A 26,888-nucleotide genomic window follows, 5' to 3' on the forward strand; every position below is an offset into this window, starting at 1 on the left:
AACACTTGAAATCATTTAGCTCACGTGATCTATAACACAATAAGCAAATTGAAGAATGGAGGTACAAAAAAACATAATTGTTCGCACTACTAATCCGGATGAATATTTAAAATGGGTCAAATTATTTATTAAATCCAAATTTTGGAAGGAGTTTAACCATGTATATGGGGATCGATTTAGGTACGTCCGGAGTAAAAATAATTCTGCTGGACGAAAATGACAAAATCGTTGCATCAAAAACTAAGTCCCTAACGGTCTCAAGGCCGCATGAACTCTGGTCGGAGCAAAATCCAGAAGACTGGTGGACGGCAACAGAAAGCATTATTGGCGAGTTAAAAGATGAGTTTGCACTTTCTCAGGTTCGCGCTATAGGGTTATCAGGACAGATGCATGGCGCGACACTGCTTGACCAGAATGGCAAGGTGTTAAGACCCGCGATATTGTGGAATGACGGCCGATGTTTTGAGGAATGTATTGAGTTAGAACAGCTTGTTCCAAACAGTCGCGAAATTACCGGCAACCTGATGATGCCTGGATTTACTGCACCTAAACTGAAATGGATACAAAAACATGAACCAGACGTTTTCAGCAAGGTTGAGAAAGTTCTACTGCCTAAAGATTATCTAAGATTCAAACTGTCCGGCGATTACGCTTCTGATATGTCTGATTCCGCTGGAACCATGTGGTTGGATGTTGATAAGCGTGACTGGAGTGACGAGCTGCTTAAAGCGACAGGCTTAGGCAGAGAGCAGATGCCTAAACTCTTTGAGGGCACAGAGGTTACCGGACAACTGAAGAAAGAACTGGCTGAGTTATGGGGAATGTCGTGTGTACCTATTGTTGCCGGTGCAGGAGACAACGCTGCAGGAGCGGTAGGTGTTGGCATCACAGAACCGGGGCAGGCAATGTTATCTCTTGGTACTTCAGGTGTTTATTTTGCGGTGAGTGACGGTTTCATCGCGAATCCAGAATCTGCATTGCATAGCTTCTGTCATGCATTACCAAAAACTTGGCATACCATGTCTGTGATCCTTAGTGCGGCTTCTTGTCTGGATTGGGTTGCCAATCTTACAGGGCAAGCAGACGTAGGCTCCATGTTGAAAGACGTTGAACAGCAGGCTGATCCAAAATCAAAAGTGATCTTCTTACCTTACCTTTCCGGTGAGAGAACGCCTCATAACGATCCTAACGCCAAAGGCGTGTTTTTTGGTATGACCCATTCAACAACAAAAGCCGATTTAGCGTTAGCGGTATTAGAAGGCGTGAGCTTCGCTTTGGCTGATGGTCTAGATGCACAGCATTCAGTGAGCTCTGAGCCGAATGAAATTTCCTTGATTGGTGGCGGAGCAAAAAGCGGCTACTGGCGACAAATACTTGCTGATATCTCTGGTATGAAGCTGGTTTATCGCTCAGGTGGTGAGGTTGGCCCAGCATTAGGAGCAGCAAGGTTGGCAAGGTTGGGCACTGAAGTCGGCGTAACGGTACAAGATGTTTGCCCTGTGCCTGAATTAGTACAAACTCACTTGCCTGATGAAAGCAAAAAAGAGTTGTATCAGGCCAAGAGAAAGGTATTCCAAGCGCTTTATACCCAAGTGAAAGATTTATTTTGATCGTTAAGTAAACAAGTTAAACAATCAAGTGTTGCTTATTCATAAGCAACACTTTTTATATGTAAGCAACTGAGTTTATAAAAACACAAATTGTAAAAATCCAAAATAATAAGCATTGATTGACATATGCTGAAGGCAAAATAAAAAAGCCAACCTCAGATTATAAGGTTGGCTTTTGCAGAACTTAGAAATAATTATTTATAAATAAAACCATTCACAATATTTTCTAGCAATTCTTGTTTACCAGATTCTTTAACTGGGGAAATGTTATTGTCCACAGCGTATTTAGCCACTGCTTCTAAAGACATATCGCCTGCAAGGATCTTCTTACCTAGCTCTTCGTTCCAGCCTGCGTAACGTTGAGAAATAGATTTAGACAGTACGTCGTTCTCAATCATGTCTGCAGCGCGTTTTAGTGAAAGTGCCATGGTATCCATACCACCAATATGGCCGTGGAAAAGATCTTCAGCGTCGATAGATGGACGGCGTAGACGAGCATCGAAGTTAAAGCCACCTGTAGTGAAACCGCCAGCTTTCAAGATTTCGTACATGATAAGCGTGTTTTCTTCAACGCTGTTAGGGAACTGGTCTGTATCCCAACCTAGTTGCGCGTCGCCGCGGTTAGCATCGATAGAACCAAATAGACCTAATGAAGTCGCAGTTGCTACTTCGTGGTGGAAGCTATGTCCAGCAAGAGTGGCGTGGTTTGCTTCAATGTTCACTTTGATTTCGTTTTCAAGACCAAACTGTTTTAGGAAACCGTAAACAGTCGCAGTGTCATAGTCATATTGATGCTTAGTTGGTTCTTGAGGTTTTGGCTCAATCAAAATTGCGCCTTTGAATCCAATTTTATGTTTGTGCTCAACAACCATCTGCATTAAACGACCAAGTTGTTTGCGCTCTTGACGTAAATCGGTATTCAGTAGTGTTTCATAACCTTCACGACCGCCCCACAATACGTAGTTTTGACCACCTAAGCGTTGTGTCGCGTTCATTGCGTTGAAGACTTGTGTTGCAGCATAAGCAAACACCTTAGGATCTGGGTTGCTACCTGCACCTGCCATGTAGCGTGGGTGAGAGAATGCGTTCGCAGTACCCCAAAGTAGCTGCATTCCGGTTTCATTTTGTTTTTGCTCTAGTACATCAACCATTTGTGCGAAGTTATTGATGTACTCTTTTAGGTTGTTACCTTCTGGCGCAACGTCCACATCATGGAAACAGTAGTAAGGAACGCCTAATTTTGTGAAGAAATCGAATGCATGGTCAGCTTTAACCTTAGCCATTTCCATGTCATTTGCGCCGTTTGCCCAAGGACGGTCAAAAGTACCTGCGCCAAATACGTCACTGCCTGGCCAGCAGAAGTTGTGCCAGTAACATGCTGCGAAACGCAAATGATCTTTCATGCTTTTACCTAAGATCATTTTATCTTCGTCATAGTGTTTAAATGCTAAAGGGTTTGTTGATTCGGTCCCTTCATATTTAATTTTGTTTATATTCTTAAAAAATTCAGTCATCGTCGAGGCTCCGTTAATCATTTGACTTAAATGCAGATTCAATATTTTATGAATTAAAGTTATTCGGCAATTATGTTTTTTTGTTTTCAATATTACCTATTTTATTAATGAGACTTTGGTCAAAAATAACCAGTTTTTTTAGATTTTGATGATTGAACTTGTCATTAAACTATTGTTTTTAAATGGTTTCATAAAGATTCATGATTCGGGGTTATGTGGTGATTTAAATCATATATTTCAATGTTGATCACATTTGAAATAAAAAACAAAAAAACATAAGAGGCAAATAAGATGAGAGAAAAGACATTTGAAACTTATTCTACATAGAATTCTGTTGTTCACTTTTAATCGTGAATAAACCCTACAAATAAATAGTGCAATACAAAGGAAAGTATAATGAAAAAGCTATTAATTCTTGTATGCTCCGCTCTTGTTTGTCTAAGTTCCCCTGTTTTTGCTAAGTCATTAAAAATAGGCATGGTTATCGATGATTTACGACTAGAACGCTGGCAGAAAGACCGAGATATTTTCGTCGATAAGGCTGAAGAACTGGGCGCCAAAGTATATGTTCAGTCAGCAAACGGGAATGAGCAAACTCAGATTTCTCAAATCGAAAATATGATCTCGCGTGGTGTGGATGTTCTGGTCATTATTCCAACCAATGGCGGAGTGTTATCGAACGTAATTAGTGATGCAAAACGCGATGGTATTAAAGTATTAGCGTATGACCGCCTAATTAGCGATGCAGATATTGATTTCTACTTGTCATTTGACAATGAAAGAGTAGGCGAAATGCAAGCGCAAGCGATGCTGGATGCGAAACCTAAAGGTAATTATTTCCTAATGGGTGGTGCTCCTACAGACAATAACGCGAAACTATTCCGTAAAGGTCAAATGAATATTCTTCAGCCTAAAATTGATTCAGGCGATATTAAAGTTGTCGGTGATCAATGGGTTAACTACTGGCTAGCAGAAAACGCTTTGAAAATTATGGAAAACGCTTTAACTGCAAATAACAACAAGATTGATGTTGTTGTTGCTTCAAATGATGCAACAGCTGGTGGCGCAATCCAAGCTCTAGAAGCACAAGGTTTAGCGGGAAAAGTTTCTATTTCAGGTCAAGATGCTGACCTAGCTGCTTTACGTCGAATCGTTGATGGCACTCAAACTATGACGATTTACAAACCGATTAATACACTTGCCAGCCGCGCTGCTGAAATCGCAGTGGAACTTGCGGATGGCAAGACTCCTGCACAAAACTCTTCTCTCAGCAACGGTATGAAAGATGTACCGGCTTGGTTGTTAGATCCTGTAGCTGTTACTTCGAAAAACATTAAAACAACTGTTGTTCGAGATGGATTCCACGCTGAAAGTGAAATTTATCAATAATAGTAATAAAAGCGTTAAGAGATTCTCTTAACGCTATTTTTATTGGGAGTGACAACTATGTCTTCTTTATTAGAAATGCGAAATATCGTTAAGTGCTTTGGCCCAGTAAGAGCGCTTGACGGTATTAGTATTAGTCTTAATAAAGGTGAAGTTTTATCCTTGTGCGGTGAGAATGGTTCGGGTAAATCGACCTTAATGAAAGTCTTATGCGGTATCTATCCTCATGGCGATTATGAAGGCGAAATTATATATAACGGAAAAGTGATTGAACCCAAAAACATATCTGATACGGAAAGTATTGGCATCGCAATTATTCACCAAGAACTCACCTTAGTTAAAGAGCTGAGCATTTTAGAAAATTTATTTCTTGGCTCAGAAATTTGCACGCGCGGAATATTAAATCACGAGTTAATGCATTACGAGGCAAAACTATTATTAGAAAAGGTTAATTTGCCTGTATCACCGGAAACAAAAGTTGGGGATTTGGGGGTAGGTCAACAGCAGTTGGTAGAGATTGCCAAGGCGATGTCCAAGAATGCCAAGTTATTAGTGCTTGATGAGCCAACAGCGCCATTAACCGAATCGGAAACAGAAATTTTACTTAATCTTGTAAAAGAACTCAGAGAGTCTGGTGTGAGTTGTATCTATATCTCTCACAAGCTTGGTGAAGTGAAAGAGATCTCTGACCATATCTGTATCATCCGCGATGGGGTGCATATCGGTACTAAACAAACAAGCGATATGACAACTGACGACATCATAACCATGATGGTTGGCAGGGAAATGAAGCAACTGTTTCCAAGAGAAGAGCACGACATTGGTGACGTTGTACTTGAAGTCAAAAATGTGAACGCTTGGGACAAATCAAATTCCGCTATTCCAAAAGTAAAAAATGCGAGTTTCCAATTACGTAAAGGTGAAATCCTCGGTATTTCAGGGCTGGTGGGTGCAGGTCGCACTGAGTTAATGGAGTGCTTGTACGGCAGTTATCTTGGAAGAAACGAAGGCCAATATTTCCTGCATGGAAAGAAAATAGAGATAAACAGCAGTAAGGATGCCTTGGATTTTGGTATCGCGATGGTGCCTGAAGATCGCAAGAGAAATGGCATAGTGCCGATTATGTCTGTTGGGCAAAACATGTCTCTGTCTGCCCTCGATTCATTATCAAAATACGGTGTGTTAAATGACACGCTCGAAGCAAACATTATCAAAGAAAACATCAAACAGCTTACCGTCAAAACGCCTAATGCTGAGCTAGCAATTAAGAATCTCTCGGGTGGTAACCAGCAGAAAGCCATACTGGCAAGATTTCTAATGGTTAATCCAAGCATCTTAATTTTGGATGAGCCAACACGGGGTATTGATGTTGGAGCGAAATACGAAATTTATAAGCTGATGTTTAAATTAGTTAAACAAGGCATAAGCATCATCATGGTTTCCTCCGAATTACCTGAAGTGCTGGGCATTAGTGACCGTGTACTGGTAATGCACGAAGGTGCCATTAAAGGTGATTTGATTAACCAAGATCTGACTCAAGAAATCATTATGGATTGTGCATTATCAGAAGGAGTAACCGCGTGATGGAACAATCAACAGAATTAACTAAAGACTCCAACGCTAGCCTGCTAAGTCGATTAAAAGGCGGCAACTTTCAGATGCTGGTGATGGCATTAGCTATCGTATTTATCATGATCTTTTTCAGCATCATGACTGATTGGAGCTACTTAACGCCGCGAAACATTTCCAACCTGTTCAGACAAACTGCGATCACCGGAATACTGGCGATAGGCATGGTCTTTGTCATTATCAGTGGCGAAATTGACCTTTCGGTCGGTTCAATGATGGGCTTACTTGGTGGATTGGCTGCGATTCTCGATGTCTGGTTTGGTTTGCCACTGCCTGTGACCATTATTATTACACTTTGCTCAGGTTTAATTCTGGGCGCTTGGAATGGCTGGTGGGTGGCATACCGCAAAGTACCTTCTTTCATCGTAACCTTAGCCGGATATCTTGCTTTTAGGGGTATCTTAATCGGTATTACAAACGGTACGACAGTGGCACCGATTTCTGAAGTGATGGGCGTGATCGGTCAAAGCTATTTGCCAAACATGTTGAGTATTATTGCCGGCGTTTGCTGCTTATCGGTTTACTTTGGTTGGCAGAAAAAACGCAATGTTATGCGTAAGAAGTACGAATTGTCTGTGCCTTCAATGCAAGTATCTCTGGTCAAAAACACATTAATTGGTCTTGGTGTGCTTTCCGTTATCTTTATTCTTAATGAATACCGCGGCGTACCTACACCAGTGTTATTGCTGACTTTCTTTGTTCTTGTTGGTTCTTTCATTGCAACGAAATCGAGATTCGGTCGTCGCATTTACGCTATTGGTGGAAACATTGAAGCGAGCCGTTTATCTGGCATTAATGTTGAACGTACCAAACTGTTGGTTTACGCGATGAACGGTTTCTTAGTCGCAGTTGCTGGGTTGGTTTTGAGTTCTCGTTTAGGCGCAGGTTCACCTTCAGCAGGTAACATCGCTGAGTTAGATGCTATCGCAGCTTGTGTTATCGGCGGTACTAGTATGGCTGGTGGTGTGGGCACTGTGTTTGGTGCGGTTATCGGTGCGTTTATCATGGCTTCACTCGATAACGGTATGAGCATGATGGATGTTCCGACATTCTGGCAATACATTGTTAAAGGTGGTGTGTTGCTGCTCGCGGTCTGGATGGACAGCGCAATGAAGAAACAACGTTAAGATATTTTAATAATAAAAGCAGTCTCCCCCCCCCAATCAGGGACTGCTGCTCCTGACATGATTAACTTTTCCTAAGATATGGATCACCACTGTGTAACGCAGTGGTGTTTTTTAATTATCAGATCAACAGTGAACTCACGCTCAACATTCTTCTTACATGTTTTCCGCTGCTGGCTGATTTAGCTTTCTGCCAGTTTTGCATCATAGTTCTCTTGAGCGGTGATCACGGCATCCATGTTTTTCTCTGCCCAGTGGGCAAGTGCTGCGACAGCTTCGGTGAGTGTGCCGCCCAATGGGGTCAATGCATATTCAACCGTAACTGGAACCGTTGGGAAGACAGTTCTTGTGACTAATCCATCTCGCTCTAATTTCTTCAACGTTTGCGATAGCACCTTTTGCGATATGCCTTTGATATCTCTCTTTATGTGATTAAACCGAACTGGCTCATGGCTCAGTTTATCTAAGATGAGCATTGCCCATTTGTCCGCAATGCGGTCCAAAACTGCTCGCGTCGGGCAGCGGTTTTCATAAACGTCATACGCAAAATCCACGATTTATCCTCTATGCTCAAATCACAGGATGGTTACTTCAAAGTTACCTTGTTACCCAAAAGTGCCTTCTTCACAACTCGGTTTGAAGAGTATAGATTAATCAGCAAGTATCCTTCAACCACATAGTATCTTAAATATACTTAGGAGATTAGAAATGAGTAAAGTATTGGTCTTAGGCGCATCCGGTAATGTTGGTCGCCCTTTAGTAGACGCATTATTGGCAAAAGGTGAGCAAGTGAAAGCTGCGTCACGCAGTGGAAAATCGTTCGGAGCAGCAGAGGGTGTGGTGTTTGATTACACTGATCCTTCAACATTTGAGCCAGCCTTTGACGGTGTTGACCGCGCATACGTCATGCTTGCGGGCGGTTATGTGGAATCTAAAGCACTGTTAATTCCAGTCATCGAAGCTGCGGCAGCGCGCAATGTTAAAGTGGTTTTCCAAAGTGTGTTAGGCGTGGATGCTGATGATTCTATTCCATATCGTCAGGTTGAAATTGCATTAGAAAACTCAGGTGTTCCTTACGTTATTCTTCGTCCGAACTGGTTTTCAGCTAACTTCCATACGTACTGGAAAGCGGGTATTGACCAAGGTGTGATTGCCGTTCCAGCAGCAGAGGGCAAGTCGAGCTTTATTGATGTGCGTGATATCGCTGAAAGTGCAGCGGCCGTTTTGACCACAGATAAATTCGACAATCAAGCGTTCAATCTAACTGGGCCAGAAGCTTTCAGCTATGCAGAAGCAGCAGCTAAAATCAGTGCCGCGTTAGGTAAGCCTGTGCACTATCAAGCTATGGAAGATGGCGCGTTTTGCGACATGCTGAAAGGGGTTGGTGTACCAGCGGATTACGCAGAATTTTTGACTTCGATTTTCTATCCGGTTCGCGAAGGTTGGACTGCGGGCGTAAGCGAGGCGGTACAAGTGTTAACTGGTAAGCCAGCGCGTAGTTTAGACACCTATATCAAAGATCATTTGGCGGATCTTGCTTAATACTCTGCAATTAGAAGCCGTCGCCATCTATATTGTTGGCGACGGCTTTCTATTTTGGGGCTAGATTAGTCGGCGTAGCCAGAGCCGATTGCTCTGAATGGCATTTTCAATCCTAACTCTGGTACTTGATTACCAACCCAAGCCGGAAATGTATTGCTGTTTGGGCCTGGGAAAAGTGTGTATTCATTTGCCCAAGGATAGAGGGTTACGACGTGCTGAATTCTAGGGATGAGTAACTCTGCTTTTTCACCCTGAAGAGAAAGAATTTTCTCTGGGCGAGCTCCATACCAATAGCGATCTGGGGTGTCTGTTTTATATTCATTCAACGCTGGTTTCCGCCAGCCAACCACTTCATAAACCGTATATTTATTCGCGTTTTGAGGCTTTACTGCAAGCCATGAATGAACGGCAAACCAACCGCGCCAACTGTATGCGTCGGCCGCATAAAACTCAATTACAGCTTCACTGACTTCGTTGGGATTAGGGGCAATACCTGCTGGCTCTCGGCTAGCTGAACGCCAATCTTTATCGGTACAGCCAATAAGCGAAAGACCTGCTAGTAGGGAAGTGAAGAGGGCGAAACTTGTTCGTTTAAGTTTCATGTCATCCTCCTTGATTAACATTACTGTTTTAAATGAAGAAATCAGACTCGGGAAACCCCGTATCTGACCCTTTATTCTTTAACTTACAATCAGCAAAGTATTAGTAACACTCTTCCAGAATGTTAAGTACTTCTTCTGTTGTCAGTTTTTTGTAGCCATTACCTAGAATAACGGTAGATTCTGCGATTTTTGGCAGCATCTCTTTGGTTGCACCGAGTTCTTCAAGTGACGTTACGATGCCACACTCTTTTGTGAATGCTTCTAATGCATCAATACCTTCAAGTGCGATTTGCTCTTTGGTTTTGCCTTCTGCTGAAACACCCCAAACCTGAGTTGCGTAACGTACAAACTTATCCAAACCAAATTTGTAGATTAAGCGATAGTAAGGCAGAGAAACCGCCGCCAGACCCATACCATGTGCACAGTCAGTGTAAGCACCTAACTGGTGTTCAATCATATGAACTTGCCAGTCTTGAGTCTTAGAAAGACCTGTTACTGTATTGAGTGCCAAGGTTGCGTTCCACATGATGTTACTGCGAGCTTCGTAATCCTGAGGATTTTTAAGTGCAACACGTAGGTTATCGATAGAAGACTTCAGCAAGCTTTCGATGACGTAGTCGGTGGTGTTTGCACCTTGGTCAGAGAAGTACTGCTCCATTAGGTGCGACATTGTATCGAATACGCCACTCACCATTTGGTATTCAGAAACCGTGAAGGTGTACTCTGGGTTCAAAATAGAAAACTTAGGATATGCGATAGGTGGGAATACGCGACCCGCTTTGGTTTTGCTCTCTTCGTGCGTAATAACCGAACCACCATTCATTTCTGAACCAGTACCTACCATAGTCAGAATTGAAGCAACAGGAACGACTTCGTTAGAAACGTCTTGCCACTCAATCCAGTATTTTTGGAACGGGTCTTGGTCAGTACAGTATGCCGCGACTGAAATGCCTTTTGCACAGTCAACTACTGAGCCGCCACCTACTGCCAGAATCAGGTCAACCTTGTGTTCACGCACAAGCTCAACACCCTCCATCATTTTGCTGTAAGTTGGGTTTGGCATAACACCAGAAAGCTCAACAACTTTCTTACCTGCGGCATTCAGGCTTGCGATAACTTTGTCATACAAACCGTTTGATTTGATCGCATTACGACCATAAACCAGCATAACAGTGTCGCCGAACTTCGGCAGTTCGCTGTCTAATTTCGCCAGTGAGTCTTTACCAAAATGAATGGTTGTTGGGTTGTAGTAAGAGAAATCTAATTGCATTGTCACACCCTTCTTGAGAGTTACAGTTTGCGTGTCGGCAAAGCCTGGCGCGAACCGAGTTATACATCCACATTTCAAAAGCAGATGACGTTTAGTATAAGAGATATTCTATATACAGAACGGTTACCTATGAATGTCAGATCCTCTCTTTGTTTTGCCTATTCTTCCAAAAATGAGCTCCACAGAAGAAATTATTGGCGTTAAACCATATTGGCTTCGCGTAATGCTTTGATGTCTTTTGACGGAGGTGAGCCGAATAAGCGGCTGTACTCACGACTAAACTGCGAAGGGCTTTCATAGCCTACTTTAAAGGTCGTAGCCATAGCATCTAGATTCTCAGTTAACATCAAACGTCTTGCTTCGCTTAAGCGCAGCTTTTTCTGAAACTGAAGTGGGGTCATAGACGTCATAGAGCGGAAGTGGGTATAAAAAGCAGACTTGCTCATACCACTGTAAGCGGCAAGTTCGCCTACGCTAAGCGGCTTCACAAAGTTGTTTTTTAGCCATTCGATGGCTTTTGAAATCTGATGGCTATGACTACCGTCGGTAACGATCTGGTTTAGCCTCGAACCTTGCTCACTCATCAGAAGTCGATAAAAAATCTCACGTTTAATCACCGGAGCGAGAACTTTGATCGATTCAGGCTCATCCATTAAAGACAGCAAACGGACAAAAGCATCAAGCAGTGGTTGAGACAGTGTCCCGACAGCAATACCTTTTTGTGCTTCTTTGTTTTGGGTACCAGAATAGTCACTGTCGACAATCAGTTGGGAAATTTCCTGTAAATCCAATTCTAAGATTAGCCCTAGATACGGCTTCTCTTTGCTTGCTTCCATAATGTTGGCGGTGATAGGGAGATTAACCGACGAAATCAAAAAATGGTTGGCGTCGTAGATGAAGCTGTCTCCACCTAATAGAACCTGTTTTTTCCCCTGAGCAATCAGACAGATACTCGCATTATGAGTGTAACTGGTGGGTGGGGTTGGGGCTTCCCAGCGGCTTAACCTCAGCCCCGGAATACCTGTGTCATTACCAAACTGGTTACTCGTTCTTGTCCATTTTTCGATCAAGCTACCTAATTTTGAGTGAGTGTCAGAGACAGGTGTTGTACGACTCATGGTTTTTCCTTTTAGCCATTTGTGAACCGCTGTGGCTAGATTTGTGAACAAGTGAATAGTGTAAGAATATTAGGCAATATTTTAAAATCAAGTGGTAATTAACATAAGAAAGAGTATTGAAACTTTTTTGAAAATAAAGATATTTAAAATCATGTTATTAGGTTGTTTTTTCAAGTGTTAAATACTTAGGTTGTCGCGTTGTAAATAAAAGGTACTGAACTTATTTATGGATAATTAGGCAAGGAATTAAAATGAATAGGCTAACACTATTGTCAGAATAGAGCGTAGATTTTCGTCAGATCGATTCAAATGAATAAATCACTGAATCTGGATGAGCTTTAACAATGAATAAGTTGACGGAGAAGATTATGAGTAATGACGATATTAAAGAAATTCCTCAAGTACTGCAGGCTGGAGTATTCAATGGCAAAGGAATTTTTAATCTAGGCGAAGAAAACAAAGCATACGCAGAGTATTTTACTGGTACTAGTTACTTGGCGTTGCTCAATATCCCAGGTTTGTTAGTAGCCAATGTTACCTTTGAACCTGGATGTCGCAATTTTTGGCATGTTCATCATAAAGGTGGGCAAATTCTATTAGTTACTGGCGGTAGAGGTTGGTATCAAGAAGAGGGTAAGCCAGCGCGTGAACTCCATGCTGGAGATGTGGTTCACATAGCTCCGGACACTAAGCATTGGCATGGTGCAGCAAAAGACAGTTGGTTTTCGCATGTAGCAGTGGAAATACCCGCCGAAGGGTCTAGTAATGAATGGTTTGAGCAAGTATCTGAACAAGAATATAGCAAGCTAAACTAATAACTTCTGTTGAATGAAAAAGAGTGGCTAATTTGCCACTCTTTTCTCTTATCGTTCCGCTTCGGCAACCATTCGTTCTTGCTGCTGAAGTTGGTACATGGCTTTATAGCGCCCATGCTCCACTAGCATCAACTGATGATGATTACCTTGTTCGATAAGATGCCCCTTATCCAGCACCAAAATGCGGTCAGCGTGATGGATGGTAGACAGACGATGCGCAACAACGATCAGCGTGACCTTGCCTCTTAGCTCGTTTAACGCTCTCTGTACGATTTGTTCTGTTTCGCTGTCGATGTTGGCCGTTGCTTCATCGAGCAGCAAAATCTTAGGTGAACCGGCTAACGCGCGAGCAATGATCAGCTGTTGTCTTTGTCCGGTAGATAGTCTTAATCCGCCTTCACCTAACTGAGTTTGATAGCCGTCGGTCATCTGCATGATGACATCGTGCAAATGTGCCTGTTTGGCGGCCAGTTCAACGGCTTCTTGGCTCAAATTTCTACCCATATCGATGTTATCAAACACTGTTGTTGCCTGAACAAAAGGCTCTTGTGGGATAAAGCCAATCAACTGGCGCAGTGTTTTGGGTGCGTATTGGTTCAGTTCATGCCCGTCAATCTTGATTGAACCTGACTGCGACTGATAGAAGTTAAGCAGCAGGCTGAGTAAGGTTGATTTACCGCTGCCCGTATGGCCAACAATCGCGAAGAACTTTCCTGACTCTACGGTGGCATTGATATTGTGCAGCACCGCCTTGTCTGCTTGGTAACTGAACGACAGGTTTTCAATACTTAAATCACCTTGTTCAATGTGATTCCAGCGTACTTCTTTTTGTTCTGAAGAAGGCTCTTGCAGCAACTCATACACACGATCACCAGCGACGACTGCCTGCTGATAAAGGCTGAAACGCTGAGTGATCTCAACCAGAGGTTCAGTAAAGCGCCCTAAGTAACTTAAGTAAGCGTATAGAACACCGACTTCCGCTACGCCTTCTACGACTTGTAAGCCAAAGAACCACACCACACCAGCTAAGATCAGAATGCTTAACAAGTTAATCGCAGGGCGAAGCAACATTGAGCCGACAATCACCGCTTTTAAACGCGTATCGTAATACTGGCTGTTAATCTGTTCGAACTGCTGCTGTTTATTTTGCTGTTGGTTGGTGGCTTGAATCACCGTCATACCGCTGATCGACTCGTTCATGGTCGAGTTGATATCAGAGCGTAGCTGACGGCTTTGCGTCACCGCTTTAACACTGAATTTTTGGTAGAGGTAAATTAAGCTTACAACCGCAGGTATCAACGCCAGAGCCACCAGCATCAATTGCAAATCTAGTATTGCCATCGCGGTCAGGATACCAATCAGCAAAACCAAGTTGGCTAAGATATTCGATAAGAACTGCACATAGATATCTTTGATTGATTCGGTGTCATTGGTAATACGGCTCACCAACTGACCTGTACGAGAATAGTCAAAAAACGCCACAGGTAAGGTCAACACGTGTTTAAACAATCGCTTACGTATGTCTAATACCGCATTAAGCGCAATATCTAAAAAGCGTAGGGTTTGTTGATATTTTAAATAGGTACCCAATAACACAGAAATGATGAACAGAGCGATAACGCCAACCACAGGCCAAACAGGGTAGTGATTCTGCATCACGAATTCATCGATAAACACTTTGCTCAGCATAGGGCCAAGCACGTCAAAAGCGGTCGCGAGTACCACCAGTAACAAGGTTTTTATAAACAGTGCTTTTTCAGCGAATACATAGCTCATCAGGAGTTTGATTGAGCCTGAGCTGTTTTTCTCTTTCATTGTGTTTGCCTTGCTCATATCAGCTCTTCCTCCAAAGCCTGCTCCATTTGCTGATAAGCCGCCATGCGTGAATACCAACCATCTAGGCTAATAAGCTGATGATGTTTACCTCGTTCAATGATTTCGCCGTGTGAAAGCACAATATTCTCATCTGCGTGTTCAATGGCAGACAGGCGATGACTGACCACAACAACGGTTTGTTCTCTGCGTTGTTGAAGGTGCTTAATGATGAGTTTTTCAGTTTTAATATCCACGGCGGACAGGGCATCATCTAACACCAAAATCGGAGCTTGGCTGATTAAAGCTCGGGCAATCGAAATCCGTTGTCGCTGGCCACCGGAGAGTGTCACGCCTCGTTCTCCCACTAGGGTTTGATAACCATCGGGGAACTGAAGTATGTCATCGTGAATCGCCGCCAGTTTCGCCGCTTGATAGACATCTTCATCGGTTGCGTTTGGCATACCAATGCGAATGTTCTCCATGATGGTCATACTGAACAGAAAAGCATCCTGTGGGACGTAGGCATACAGACCGCGTAACTTCGCCAAAGGAATATCAGCTATCGAAACACCAGAAACAGAAATATCTCCTTGGGTAGATTCCCAATAACGCATTAACAGATGAAGCAGAGTCGATTTCCCTGAACCGGTTGCTCCCGTAATACCAAGCACGCGGTTTGGCTCAACACTGAGAGAGAGGTTTTTCAGTGTGCTTTGATTGGTATCTGGATAATCAAATGTCAGATCTTTTACTGCAAGAGCATAGCCCCCAGGCATTTGTGTTCCTTTATCTGCAACGGAATCCGGCAATTTCAATAATGATTCCAAGCGACCAATAGCCGCATTACCTCGTTGCAAGATGTTCATCAGCCAGCCGAATGCGTACATTGGCCAAATCAGTTCTGATAAACACAGAGTGAAACTGGTGAGCTGACCAACGGTCAATTTTTCTTGGCTGATCTGCCAGCCACCCACGATCAAAGCAATCAGCAGTGCAGATCCAAGGCTGAGCTGAATAATTGGGTCGAACAGGGCTTCTGAACGCTGTACATTGTATGTAGTGCGAGCGGATTGCTGGGCAATCTGTGCAAACTTGTCTGACTCAATTTCTTCACGCCCCATCGATTTAATCAAACGAATTCCGGACACCGATTGTTGGGTCTGTTCGTTCAGTGTGGAGAAGGAATCGAGCGTTTCCTTAAACTGGTGGTGAATACGATTCGACAGCTTGTAGAAACCATATCCCATAAACGGAAACGGAATAATTGCTAAGATCGCCAGTTGCCAGTCAATGAAAATGAACATCATGATCAGCACCAGAATGAAGGTCAGTAATCCGTCGAAACCAGACAAAATACCTTCGCCAGCCGCGACTTCGACGGCATCGATATCATTGGTTGCTCTCGCCATTAAATCGCCAGTCGAGTGGATGTTATAAAACGCCTGACCTTGGCGAAGAAGGCGGTGATAGAACTGTTCTCGAAGTATGTTTCCCAATTTATAGGAGGTGCCAAACAGCATTCTCCGCCATCCGTATCTCAGCAAGTAAACAAGAATACTCACGCCTAACAGTGCAAATAAATAGAATTCAGCCTGCGAGAAATCTTTGGTTTGTAAGAGTTTGTCTATGGCGTTACCAATAAGCCACGGCACCGCCATGTTGAGCATAGCGACGGCAAAAAGCATCGATAACGCTATAGCGTAAGTTAAACGATGCTGGTGGAAAAACCACTTTAGATGTTGATATAACTGCATTGCTGACGTTTCTTATATTTGTTGTGTTGTTTCATTGTTAGAGAGGAGAAATGAACACTTATCACTTTTGCTTGCAAAAGTTTAAATGTGATCACGAAGTAGACTCTACCAACCAGAGGTAAGTTTTGAAATCGAAATTTGGTTGAGTTTTCGTTGATGAAGAGAAAATTAAGAAAAAGGCTGGGTAAGAAACATACCCAGCCAGCAGAGTTGCGCGGTTAGTACTGTTGAACGATCAGTACTTTTTATACAGAGAAAGTTTGCCGTTTTTATCAAACGCAATCACATTGAAATCTTTATAAGGCTGATTAGGTGCAGCCATACCCGGTGAATGTTGTGGCATTCCCGGTGCGGCTAAACCTGAAATTTTCGCTGGACGCTCAGTAAGCAAACGCGCGATATCTGATTCAGGTACGTGGCCTTCAACCATGTAGCCGTCAATCACTGCCGTATGGCAAGACATCAACTGATTCGGCATACCAAATTGCTTTTTCACTGAACTCCAATCGTTTTGATGGTGTACGTTCACTTCGTAGCCTTTCTCTTCCATGATTGCTGCCCACTCTTTACAGCAGCCACAAGTAGGGGATTTGTAGAGCTCAATCGTCGGTTTTGCAAACACTGAAAAGCTGAATGTGAGTGCAGACATAGTAATCGCTTTCAATAGGGTCTTCATAATTCTTTCCTCTTGCGTGAAAGTTTCACTTCACATCAATGGTTAAGTGACTTTGATTGTAGTTTAGCGTGATAACCCCTTTACTTGGAGTCCAATCAATCGCTTTAGTCTCATACGGGTTAAGTTGAACGGTTTTCTCAGAAGTTAACTGAGGCAGGGATAGTTCAACAGGTTCAAATAGCTTGTTAAAAACAACCAACTGGGCAGGACTATCTGCGTCAATAGTAACGGTTGAATTGGTCGAGGTTTCTTCAATCGTCCATTCAACCAGAGTGATTTGCCCTAATGCTTCTAAGTATGCGGCCAGATTTAGTCTGTCATCGTTTGACAGTGTGCTGGCGAGAAGCTGCATGGTTGGTTCGTTAGCCAAGCTGTCGTTGATGTCATTCAGCGTTTTGCCACGAATGTTTCCACCAACATTGCCTGCGCCGTTGGCAAACTGACCGTGACAAGCAACGCAGCCGTAACCGCCAGCGGTTCTGAAAAGCTGCATACCCGTTTCCACATTAGGCGATGTTTCTGCTTGAGTCGTTAAGCTGACCAAAGAAAACAAGGCACCGACTATCAGGTTTTTTACACTTTTCATGGAATTGTTCATTTCTCCAATAGAGCCCCAACAGCTTACTGTCGGGGCTTCTTGCCATTACAGGCTGATACTCTTCATCATGCCAGCTTCAGCATGACCCGGAATGTTACAGGCAAACTCAACATTTTTGTCGCCGTGGAAGTGCCATGTGATTTGCTTCCCTTTGCCCGGTTCTACGGTTACTGCGTTGCCCATATCATGCATGTGTTGACCGTTCATGTTTTTCATCATTTCACGGTGTTCAATTTGCTCTGTCACTGAGCCGATGGTGAACTCATGATTGATTTTGCCTGTATTCATCACAACAAACTGCACGACATCATTCGGTTCAATTTTCACTTCTTTTTTGAAGGTGATTTTCATGTCGTCAGACAGCATTACGTGAACCACTTTGTCCGGTTTTGAACCCATGGCTGGCATACCAACATCAGACATCCCCTCCATGCTCATCATATTGCTATGATCCATCTTCATGTCTTTCATCATGGTGTTTGATGACATCTGACTGTGATCCATTTTGCTGTGATCCATCGAACTGTTCATAGAACCATGGTCATTTGAGTTTGAGTGGCTCATATTGGCAAAAGCGACAGAAGAGCTGATAGTTAATGCGATAGCTAGAGTAAGTTTTTTCATCTTGAGTTCCTTATTCATCAATTCGGTATTTATTTAGTTTCACGCTGTTTCCACAGCTTAAAGATTGCAGGTATTACCAGCAGGGTAAGTAGTAGGGCTGAAGCCATTCCGCCAATCATAGGGGCCGCGATGCGTTGCATGATTTGCGAACCCGTACCATGGCCATACATGATGGGTATTAAGCCAATGATTACGGTGATAACGGTCATCATCACCGGACGTACACGCAGCCCAGAACCTTCGCGAATGGCGTTATTCAGGTCATCTTTGCTGAGTGGAATATTTCGTTCTTCGGCTTTGAGCTTGGTGTAGTGCCATGCTTGGTTCAGGTAAACCAGCATGATGACGCCTATTTCAACCGCCACGCCTGAAAGGGCGATAAAGCCGACTCCCACAGCAATAGACATGTTGTAATTGAGTGAGTACATCAACCATAAGCCGCCAACCATAGCCAATGGCAGGGTTGCCATAATAATCAGTACTTCACCGACACGTCGGAAGCTGAAATAGAGCAGCAGGGTGATGATGGTCAATGTAATTGGAACGACGACACTTAAACGCTCTTTCGCACGCTCCATATACTCGTACTGACCAGACCATGCGAGTGAGTAACCTGCTGGCAACTTCAGTTCCTCTGCTACGCGTTTTTGCGCTTCAGATACATAAGAACCGAGATCTCTACCTTCGATATCAACAAACACCCAGCCGTTAGGACGCGCATTTTCTGTTTTGATCATCGGTGGACCATCTTCGTAGCGAATATCCGCCACATCCGCCAAGGCTATGCGAGCACCGTTTGGCGTCACCAATGGCAGGTTTTGCAGTTTCACTACCGAATCACGGTAGTCTTGCGGATAGCGAACGTTGATAGGGTAACGCTCCAATCCTTCGATGGTTTCACCGACATTCATGCCGCCAACAGCGGTGGAAACCACTTGTTGTACGTCTTTGATATTCAGTCCATAACGTGCCGCTGCTTTACGCTTGATATCAACAGTCACGTATCGGCCACCCGCAACGCGTTCAGCGTAAACCGATGCAGTACCTTCGACTTGGTTAAGAATTGGCTCCAACTGTGAACCGATACGTTCAATGGTGCTCAGGTCAGGACCAACGATTTTGATACCAATTGGCGTTTTAATACCAGTGGCTAACATATCGATTCGGGTTTTGATTGGCATTACCCAAGCGTTAGTTAAACCGGGGAATTGAATCAGGTTATCAAACTCTTTCCGCAGTGATTCTGTGGTGACACCTTCACGCCACTCTTCACGAGGTTTGAGCTGAATGACGGTTTCGATCATGGTGAGTGGAGCAGGGTCGGTTGCAGTATCTGCACGGCCGACTTTACCCCATACCGTTTTTACTTCAGGTACGGTTTTGATCAGTTTGTTGGTTTGTTGCAGTAACTCACGCGCTTTACCAATCGAAATACCCGGATAAGTGGTCGGCATGTACATCAAGTCGCCTTCATCCAATGGCGGGATGAATTCGCTGCCCAGTTTACTGGTTGGGTAATAGGCAGACGCCATTAGCGCAACGGCCAATACCAATACCGATTTCGGGAATTTTAAGCTTAGGTTAAGCAGCGGGCGGTAAAGACCTACCAGCGCTCGGTTAACTGGGTTTTTATGCTCAGGAAGGATCTTTCCGCGAATAAAATAACCCATTAATACTGGAACCAAGGTAATGGCTAAACCTGCTGAAGCCGCCATCGCGTATGTTTTAGTGAAGGCGAGAGGAGAGAACATTTTCCCTTCTTGGCCTTCAAGAGCGAACACAGGCACAAAGCTTAACGTAATGATAAGCAGCGAGAAGAACAGCGGTGGACCCACTTCCTGCGCGGCATCACCAATGACTTGCCAGCGATTTTTATCCGTCAGTGGGGTGCGTTCTATATGCTTGTGTACGTTTTCAATCATGACGATTGCGCCATCCACCATAGCGCCTATGGCGATGGCTATGCCGCCTAGAGACATGATGTTGGCGTTAATGCCTTGCCAGTGCATGACAATAAAAGCAGATAAGATGCCGACAGGCAGACTCAGAGCAATAACCAGAGACGAACGAATGTGGAACAGGAATAATGCACATACAATCGCTACCACGATGAACTCTTCCGCTAACTTCTTCCAAAGGTTCTCAACGGCTGCATTGATAAGCGTAGAGCGGTCATAAGTTGGTACAATTTCCACACCATCAGGCAGGCCGCGCTGAAGCTCTTCAAGTTTGGCTTTTACGTTGTCGATCACTTGACTCGCGTTCTCGCCAAAGCGCATCACAATCACGCCGCCAACCGCTTCACCTTCGCCATTAAGTTCAGAAATACCACGACGCATTTGTGGACCTAATGAAATGTCCGCAATATCGCCAAGCAGCAACGGTGTACCTTTGTTAGTCACTTTAAGCGGTAGAGACTGAATATCTTCAATATTGGTCAGATAGCCGGTGGTACGAACCATATGTTCGGCTTCTGCCACTTCTACAACCGAAGCGCCAGTCTCTTGGTTGCCGTTTTGAATCGCCATGTTGACTTGTTGAAGCGTCAAGTTGTAAGCGCGCAATTTAGCCGGATCAATCTGGATTTGATACTGCTTAACCATACCGCCTACGGTGGCCACTTCAGAGACGCCATCCACCGTTTGCAATTCGTATTTTAAGAACCAGTCTTGCAGGCTGCGTAGCTGAGCCAAATCATGTTGACCGGTTTTGTCTTGCAATACATAGCTGAATACCCAACCCACACCTGTCGCATCAGGTCCCAGTGTTGGTTTGGCATTGGCTGGTAGCTTAGGCGCAACTTGGCTCAAATACTCCAGCACTCGTGAACGAGCCCAGTACATGTCGGTTTTATCATTGAAAATGATATACACGTAAGAGTCACCAAAGAACGAGTAACCACGTACGGTTTCAGCCCCAGGTACCGCCAGCATTGCGGTTGTGAGCGGGTAAGTAACCTGATCTTCAACCACTTGCGGTGCTTGTCCAGGAAAGCTGGTTTTGATGATCACCTGTACATCAGAGAGATCGGGAATCGCATCTACAGGAGTGTTTTTTACACTAAATAAACCGCCTGCCATAAGCGCAACGGTTGCCAGAAGGACAATAAAGCGGTTTTTCAGAGACCAGCGAATAATGGCATTGATCATTGTTTGCCTCCGATTCGCTCAATACTCTTCAGGGTGAAGTCGTTGTTCTGTTTCTGTACTAGAAATCGAACACGGTCACCTTCCTCAAGACCGGAAAGCTTAATATCAGGATCGACAGTGAAGTTCATTTCGCCCGCTTCCCAGTTCCATTCTGAAACCGGTAAGTGTTGAAGCGTGATCATTCCGAAGTCTTGCATCAGCATTGTTATGTCGCCTTCCAGCCACACTTCACCTGCTACGACGCTGCCGTCTGATTTAATATCGATGACCTGATACTGACCATCCGGTGTTTTTTGCAGTTCAAACTCGACCACTTGTCCGGACTTCAACGCATCAATATCAACATTCTCGCCAGCATAGAAGTTCATGGTCATGCCCGGCCAATTCCATTCAGGTACTGGCTGGTGGTTAATCGTGAGAGTGCGAGACGAGGATAAAACATCGCTGATTTCGCCTTTCGCCCACACACTTTCCAAATCTACTTCAATACCATCGATACGAGCCAGATCTGCCGTTTGGCTCGATTCAGAATCAAGTAAGAAGTGCGCTGAGGTTACGACTTTGCTTTGCTCAGTAAGACCTTGCAATACTTCCACTTTGTCACCAGCCTCACGTCCGATTTGAACGCGTGCCGAGCGATACTTGCCGTCGCCTTCAGACAATACCACTCGAGTCATACCGCCTGAACGGATCACTGATGATTTAGGAATCGTCAGTACCGATTCTTCTGTGACTGGCTGCAGCGAAATATTGGCGAACATATTTGGCTTTAACTCGCCTTGTGGGTTAGGGAATTTTAGGCGCAGACGTAAAGTACGGGTTTGAGGATCTAAGATAGGGTAGACGTAGTCAATTTCGCCTTGCCATTCTTTGCCCGGTAAAGCATCTAGTGTCATCTTGGCAGTGCTGCCAGCTTTAACCCAGTGTGACTGGCGCTCGAAGACTTCCGCATCAACCCATACATTCTCAAGTGGACCTGCACTGATGACAGCCTGAGCGGGTGACAAATAACCGCCCTCACGAACATTGAGATTAGCGATGATACCGTCAGCCTTTGCTTTGATATCAATCGACTGAGACGCTTTGCCACGTTTGACGATAGATTGAATTTGTTGACGATCTACGCCTAGCGTAACCAGTCTTTCGGTCGCGCCTTTGACCAATCCTTCTCTGCCTGTTCTATAGGCATTAATCAGTTCTTCTTGAGCTTTGACCAACTCAGGAGAGTAGAGAGTAAACAACACATCGCCTTTGTTTACTTTATCGCCGATCGCGTTGACGTTCAGCTTTTCAACCCAGCCTGCTACGCGCACGTTGGTTTGCCATAACTGGCTTTCGTCGAAAGCCACATAACCCACGGTTTCAATACTTGGTGTAAGAGGTGTCATCTGCGCAGATGCCACTTTTACCCCTAAATTATTTTCAACGGCTGGGTCGATTTTAACGGTTCCTGGCGCTTGGTCTTGCGCCGCATCTTCTGCATAAACAGGGATCAAATCCATACCCATCGGTGATTTGCCCGGTTTGTCGCGTTTATAGTTTGGGTCCATAGGGGCAACCCAATACAGCGGCTCGTCATTGGATTTAGCTTGGCTTGATTGTTGTTCGTGCCCAGTATCCTCTGCTTGAGAAGTATGTGTTTGAGACAAGAGTGTTTGTGCACCAAAGCCCAGAGTTGCGCCGATAACAAGCGCGAGTGTTGTTACTTGAATTGTTTTCATTGTTGTTCTGCCTTGTTATTGCTGCTCTGAGGTTGTAGTAATTTCTGGTTTATCAACTTGATAGCTGTAGCTATTGAGTAATGCAGATAAGTTGTTATTAACCAGATTCAGGTCGGTGATGAGGCGCTGATACTCCAGCTTTAATGCAAGTTCATCACGAGTCGCTAAAATCACATCATTAAATTGAGCAGTGTTATTTTGGTAGCCTCTCTCAGTTGCTTTCACACGTGAATCCGCTTGCGGAAGCAAAGTCGATTCGAAGCGTTCGAGACGTTGAGTCAGGTTATTTTTGTCAACAAGCAGAGCGTTGACTTTGGCGTTCATTTGTTTCAGCAAGGTGTCTTTCTGAGACTGAGCTGCACCCACTTGGTATTGAGCCGCGGCTAAGTTCTTATCTTGCTTATTACCCGTGAAAAGAGGGATATCCATAGTGATATAGGCGCTGACTAAATCAGATGCCGGCTCACCACGCATATTGTTTGACTGACGATAGGCATACATCACTTCGACGCCGAACTGCGGAGCATAAGATTCGCGTGCAATATCGACTTGTGTACGACGAGCATCAATCGAAGAATCCACCATTCGCACAGCGGGGTTTTGATTGAGTTGTGAGTAGAAATTACTGTTGCTCGCGGTATTTTCAATATCTTGCAGTGCACGCCAGTCCAATTGATTGGAAGCTTCAAGCTGGTCTGTATTGATAAGCCAGTCTGAGCCTAACCATTCAGATAACTGGGCCTTCAAGCGTTGTTGCATCTGTTCATTCGCTTGGATCTTTTCATCCAGTTTAGCGACTTGCAGTTGTGCGTTGATTAGATCTTGAGCTTCGCTTTTACCAATGGAGTAATTGGTTTGAATGAAGCTTTCCAGCTCAGTTAGAAGCGAGCGGTTTTCAAGCAGAACTTTGTTTGCCACTTGCTGATAACCAAGTTCCAGCCATATCTGAGTAATGGCATTCGCGACTTCAAGCTCTCTTGCTGAGACTTTCACTTCCAGCCCGCCAGCTTGCTGACTTGCTTTTCTATTGTTGAGATCTGAGGTGTCGCCACGGTTGAATTGTTGCATAAGACCAACGGAAATATTGGTCATAGGGTCTTCATCAAACGCGAAGCTGTCTGTTGGTAATCCAGTGACACCAAATTTAAGTTTTGGGTCCATTTGGGTTGCACTGGCTTTACCGGTTTCGCGCATTGCCTGAGCTTCTGCATAGTACTGACGGCGTGTTCCGTCATTAGATAGTGCAGCTTCAATTAACTGCGATAGCGTTTTTTCGGACGTTGACGCTACACTGCGCGCGGTTTGCTCATTTACGAGCGGTTCACCAGCGTATAGAGGTGTAGTCGTCAATACCGCTGCGCTGATAGACAGCGCCAAAAGGCATTGTTGAATTTTCACGATTTATAAATCCATCACTGAGCGCATGACGCGCACGAGAATTCTTCCGCATGAATCTACGGAACCTAAATATGATTGATGGATTTAAGCGCTGGGCGGCCGCTCTAGACTTCTTGGGGTATGGACAACATCACCGGATTTTGGCGATGTGAACAGAGCTAATGAGGTTTCTGCTGTTATCAAAACATCTGGAACAAGCAAAATAGCTGCGGCTGTGGTGCAAGTGGTGTCACAACAGTTATGAATGATGTCCTTCGACATTTCACATTGGCTGCCTATGGAGTCTTGCTCCATCTGCATTTTGTGATGCGCAGACATTTGCTGTGTTTGGCAAGGAGGCGAATAGGTTTTCATATCATGCGACATAGGGCTGGTCATCATTCCTGCACTTGAAGCAAAGCCGGACATAAGCAAGGCTGCTAATGCCAGGATTGTAATCCAAGTTGTTGAAATGATGTTTAAGCGCATGGCAAACCGAATCTGGAAATTTGGCTAGAATATAAAGCTTTACCCTAGGGTAATGTCAACAATTTAAGTACAATTAAACGCTTAAATTAAAGAAGCCATACCAATTATTAGATAAGTCGATATTATAGAGCCCATTCCAAGGTCGGTGATTGTAACGATGCAAACCGTACTTTTACTCGTTGTTAAGGAGAGCAGTAATGTCTCATCAAATTATCAAAGATTTAAGCAAGCGCTATACAACTAAAAAATACGATGAAGAGAAACGCATTTCTCAAGAAGATATGGCTGTGATCAAAGAAGCAATTCGTTTGTCAGCATCATCAATTAACTCTCAGCCATGGAAGTTTATTGTTCTTGAAAGTGATGAAGCGAAGCAGCGCTTCTACAATACCTTTGCCAATAAACACCAGTTCAACCAACCACATGCAAAAACAGCATCACACACGATTCTGCTTGCGCATGATCCAACGTTCACTAAAGAAAAATACGCTAAACGTCTGGATGCAGAAGTTGCCGCAGGCCGTTTATCTCCAGAAAAATTTGATGCACGTATGGGCGCTTATGCATTCGCCGAGCTAAATACTGATGAAACGGGTAGCAACGGCAACTGGACTAAAGCTCAGGTTTACATTGCGTTGGGTAACTTGCTGCACACATTGGCTCGTCTAGGCATTGACTCTACGCCGATGGAAGGTGTTGATGCGGATCTTATTGGTGAAGAGTTCAAACAAGAACTTGAAGGCCATGAGTGTGAAGTTGCGTTGGCGATCGGTTATCACAAAGAAGATGAAGATTATAACCACGCTCTGCCAAAATCGCGTCTAGCGCTAGAAGAAGTCGTCACTACTTTGTAATTTCGACCTCTGTATTTTTCCTGTCAGTGGCGAAACTTTAAATGGTTCACCACTGACAAATTACTTTCTTCCCTCTATTGACCGTTCAACTTCATGTTTTACTCGCCAGTTCTTTATTCAGCCATGCTTTAAATGCACCGATCCTTAATGCTCTCGAAGAGGATGGATCGCTTATCAATGAATAACGAATCCCCGGTTTTAAGCCAATATTAAACGGTTTTACTAACAGTCCGCGTTCTACGAAATCTGCTGAAATGCTTTCAGTCGCAAGGCAAGCGCCGTGACCTGCGACAACCGCGTTGATGGCCATATCAAAAGTGCTTACTTCCATCCATTGGAGACTTTCTCTTTTGGCCTTAACTTGCGCCGTGGCAAACCAGTGATCCCAACTGAATGATGCTGAGTGGAAATCTATTAGCCAGCATTTTAGCAGTTGTTTGGGGCTTTCAAATTTCATTGATTGCGCGAGTTCGGGTGAGCAGTAAGGGTAAATAGATTCTTCAAACAGAGGTTCTTGTTCCAATCCCAGATGCTGAACACTCTCTTCGCCTTGCCAGATAAGTACATCTGTTTCGGTATGGCGAATATCAATATCTTTCATGTTTTGCACACGAATGGGAATGTGCGGATATTCCATTGTGAACTTCCATAACCTCGGCATCAGCCAACGCGTAGAAAAGGAGCGAGGTGCACTGACATTGAGCAGCCCTTCGAGTGGCTCATTCTGAATCCGATTCAATCCGGTAATGATCTGTTTAAATCCATCATCAATATGCTTATGCAGTATTTGTCCTTTGTCTGTGAGGTGCATTTCTCGACCACGTCGAATAAACAATTTGCACTTTAGTTGCTCTTCCAGTTGACGCAGTTTCTGGCTAATTGCAGCTTGCGAAACGAACTGTTCTTCAGCCGCTTTACTGTAACTTTTCAGTCTAGCCGCTGATTCGAAATAACGAAGCGAAGAGAGATGACGTAGTCGTTTGTCCATAACCTGTACTTATAGTTCCTGTAAAAAAGCGTTGTTCGTAACGAGACTCTATTGCTCAGATAATATTCCTATCTCGAATGGACGCAAGGTCAAATTATGCAACTAATAGCGAAACTAAAAAGTGAAATAATAGATGCAACCTATATATTTAGTTGGTTTACAAAGAAAGAAGCAAAACGAAACAAAGATGCGAGCGCATTAAGCGAACATCTCAAAAAGGACATTGGTCTGTC

Annotated in this window: 22 protein-coding genes; 7 read left to right on the forward strand and 15 right to left on the reverse strand. The window is 44.0% G+C overall.

Annotated elements, in window-relative coordinates:
* Nucleotides 1-158 precede the first annotated feature (158 nt).
* Nucleotides 159-1,610 carry a xylulokinase gene (xylB, locus tag HKI82_RS11375; protein ID WP_171138069.1) on the forward strand — a complete coding sequence of 484 codons (1,452 nt, stop codon included), beginning with the start codon at nt 159-161 and terminating at the stop codon, nt 1,608-1,610.
* Nucleotides 1,611-1,804: 194 nt separating this feature from the next.
* Here the strand turns inward: xylB and xylA are convergent, their stop codons facing one another.
* Nucleotides 1,805-3,145, reverse strand: coding sequence for a xylose isomerase (gene xylA / locus HKI82_RS11380; RefSeq protein ID WP_404820082.1), 1,341 nt, complete (start codon nt 3,143-3,145; stop codon nt 1,805-1,807).
* Nucleotides 3,146-3,520: 375 nt separating this feature from the next.
* Here xylA and xylF point away from each other — a divergent pair, with 375 nt between their 5' ends.
* The 3 genes from xylF to HKI82_RS11395 are packed head-to-tail and all read left to right on the forward strand — an operon-like array spanning nt 3,521 to nt 7,266.
* On the forward strand, nt 3,521-4,513 hold the full coding sequence (xylF, locus tag HKI82_RS11385) for a D-xylose ABC transporter substrate-binding protein (RefSeq protein ID WP_102941377.1): 993 nt from the start codon (nt 3,521-3,523) through the stop codon (nt 4,511-4,513).
* A gap of 57 nt (nt 4,514-4,570) precedes the next feature.
* On the forward strand, nt 4,571-6,094 hold the full coding sequence (locus HKI82_RS11390) for a xylose ABC transporter ATP-binding protein (RefSeq protein WP_171138071.1): 1,524 nt from the start codon (nt 4,571-4,573) through the stop codon (nt 6,092-6,094).
* Nucleotides 6,094-7,266, forward strand: a complete 1,173-nt coding sequence (locus HKI82_RS11395) for a sugar ABC transporter permease (RefSeq protein WP_102941379.1) — start codon at nt 6,094-6,096, stop codon at nt 7,264-7,266. The genes HKI82_RS11390 and HKI82_RS11395 overlap by 1 nt, the downstream gene beginning before the upstream one ends.
* Nucleotides 7,267-7,445: 179 nt before the next feature.
* Here HKI82_RS11395 and HKI82_RS11400 read toward each other — a convergent pair whose 3' ends face one another.
* Entirely contained in the window at nt 7,446-7,817 is a 372-nt protein-coding gene (locus HKI82_RS11400; RefSeq protein ID WP_171138072.1) for a winged helix-turn-helix transcriptional regulator, read from the reverse strand.
* A 154-nt stretch (nt 7,818-7,971) separates the two neighbouring features.
* Between HKI82_RS11400 and HKI82_RS11405 the strand changes: the two genes are divergently transcribed.
* Complete coding sequence (locus HKI82_RS11405; protein ID WP_171138073.1) at nt 7,972-8,805, forward strand: SDR family oxidoreductase; 834 nt, start codon at nt 7,972-7,974, stop codon at nt 8,803-8,805.
* 65 nt (nt 8,806-8,870) lie between these two features.
* Here the strand turns inward: HKI82_RS11405 and HKI82_RS11410 are convergent, their stop codons facing one another.
* From HKI82_RS11410 to HKI82_RS11420, 3 genes are all read right to left on the reverse strand, one after another.
* Nucleotides 8,871-9,407 carry a DUF3750 domain-containing protein gene (locus tag HKI82_RS11410; protein ID WP_102941382.1) on the reverse strand — a complete coding sequence of 179 codons (537 nt, stop codon included), beginning with the start codon at nt 9,405-9,407 and terminating at the stop codon, nt 8,871-8,873.
* Nucleotides 9,408-9,507: 100 nt separating this feature from the next.
* The gene (locus HKI82_RS11415) at nt 9,508-10,677 is read right to left on the reverse strand and encodes an iron-containing alcohol dehydrogenase (protein WP_102941383.1); all 1,170 of its coding nucleotides are present in this window, start codon (nt 10,675-10,677) and stop codon (nt 9,508-9,510) included.
* A 200-nt stretch (nt 10,678-10,877) separates the two neighbouring features.
* Complete coding sequence (locus HKI82_RS11420; protein ID WP_102941384.1) at nt 10,878-11,795, reverse strand: AraC family transcriptional regulator; 918 nt, start codon at nt 11,793-11,795, stop codon at nt 10,878-10,880.
* Nucleotides 11,796-12,163: 368 nt separating this feature from the next.
* Between HKI82_RS11420 and HKI82_RS11425 the strand changes: the two genes are divergently transcribed.
* On the forward strand, nt 12,164-12,610 hold the full coding sequence (locus HKI82_RS11425; RefSeq protein WP_171138074.1) for a cupin domain-containing protein: 447 nt from the start codon (nt 12,164-12,166) through the stop codon (nt 12,608-12,610).
* Nucleotides 12,611-12,658: 48 nt separating this feature from the next.
* On the opposite strand, the gene HKI82_RS11430 is transcribed toward HKI82_RS11425, so the two are convergent.
* From HKI82_RS11430 to HKI82_RS11470, 9 genes are all read right to left on the reverse strand, one after another.
* Nucleotides 12,659-14,443 (reverse strand): ABC transporter ATP-binding protein, encoded by a 1,785-nt coding sequence (locus HKI82_RS11430; protein WP_240956708.1) that lies wholly within the window; start codon nt 14,441-14,443, stop codon nt 12,659-12,661.
* Nucleotides 14,440-16,179, reverse strand: coding sequence for an ABC transporter ATP-binding protein (locus HKI82_RS11435; RefSeq protein ID WP_171138075.1), 1,740 nt, complete (start codon nt 16,177-16,179; stop codon nt 14,440-14,442). Before HKI82_RS11435 ends, HKI82_RS11430 begins: the two co-directional genes overlap by 4 nt.
* A gap of 235 nt (nt 16,180-16,414) precedes the next feature.
* A complete protein-coding gene (locus tag HKI82_RS11440; RefSeq protein WP_171138076.1) occupies nt 16,415-16,855 on the reverse strand; it encodes a DUF411 domain-containing protein in 441 nt (146 codons plus the stop codon).
* 25 nt (nt 16,856-16,880) lie between these two features.
* A complete protein-coding gene (locus HKI82_RS11445; RefSeq protein ID WP_171138077.1) occupies nt 16,881-17,441 on the reverse strand; it encodes a c-type cytochrome in 561 nt (186 codons plus the stop codon).
* Nucleotides 17,442-17,498: 57 nt separating this feature from the next.
* A complete protein-coding gene (gene copI / locus HKI82_RS11450) occupies nt 17,499-18,077 on the reverse strand; it encodes a copper-resistant cuproprotein CopI (protein WP_171138078.1) in 579 nt (192 codons plus the stop codon).
* Between the two features lie 29 nt (nt 18,078-18,106).
* Nucleotides 18,107-21,226, reverse strand: a complete 3,120-nt coding sequence (locus HKI82_RS11455) for an efflux RND transporter permease subunit (protein ID WP_171138079.1) — start codon at nt 21,224-21,226, stop codon at nt 18,107-18,109.
* Nucleotides 21,223-22,947 carry an efflux RND transporter periplasmic adaptor subunit gene (locus tag HKI82_RS11460; RefSeq protein WP_171138080.1) on the reverse strand — a complete coding sequence of 575 codons (1,725 nt, stop codon included), beginning with the start codon at nt 22,945-22,947 and terminating at the stop codon, nt 21,223-21,225. Before HKI82_RS11460 ends, HKI82_RS11455 begins: the two co-directional genes overlap by 4 nt.
* A 15-nt stretch (nt 22,948-22,962) precedes the next feature.
* Nucleotides 22,963-24,345 carry a TolC family protein gene (locus HKI82_RS11465; RefSeq protein ID WP_390632469.1) on the reverse strand — a complete coding sequence of 461 codons (1,383 nt, stop codon included), beginning with the start codon at nt 24,343-24,345 and terminating at the stop codon, nt 22,963-22,965.
* A gap of 84 nt (nt 24,346-24,429) precedes the next feature.
* Nucleotides 24,430-24,753 (reverse strand): hypothetical protein, encoded by a 324-nt coding sequence (locus tag HKI82_RS11470; protein WP_171138081.1) that lies wholly within the window; start codon nt 24,751-24,753, stop codon nt 24,430-24,432.
* A gap of 257 nt (nt 24,754-25,010) precedes the next feature.
* Between HKI82_RS11470 and HKI82_RS11475 the strand changes: the two genes are divergently transcribed.
* Complete coding sequence (locus tag HKI82_RS11475) at nt 25,011-25,667, forward strand: nitroreductase family protein (RefSeq protein ID WP_171138082.1); 657 nt, start codon at nt 25,011-25,013, stop codon at nt 25,665-25,667.
* Nucleotides 25,668-25,758: 91 nt separating this feature from the next.
* Here HKI82_RS11475 and HKI82_RS11480 read toward each other — a convergent pair whose 3' ends face one another.
* Nucleotides 25,759-26,655, reverse strand: coding sequence for a LysR substrate-binding domain-containing protein (locus HKI82_RS11480; protein WP_171138083.1), 897 nt, complete (start codon nt 26,653-26,655; stop codon nt 25,759-25,761).
* Nucleotides 26,656-26,888 lie beyond the last annotated feature (233 nt).

This window comes from Vibrio plantisponsor (assembly GCF_013041605.1).
Lineage (GTDB): Bacteria > Pseudomonadota > Gammaproteobacteria > Enterobacterales > Vibrionaceae > Vibrio > Vibrio plantisponsor.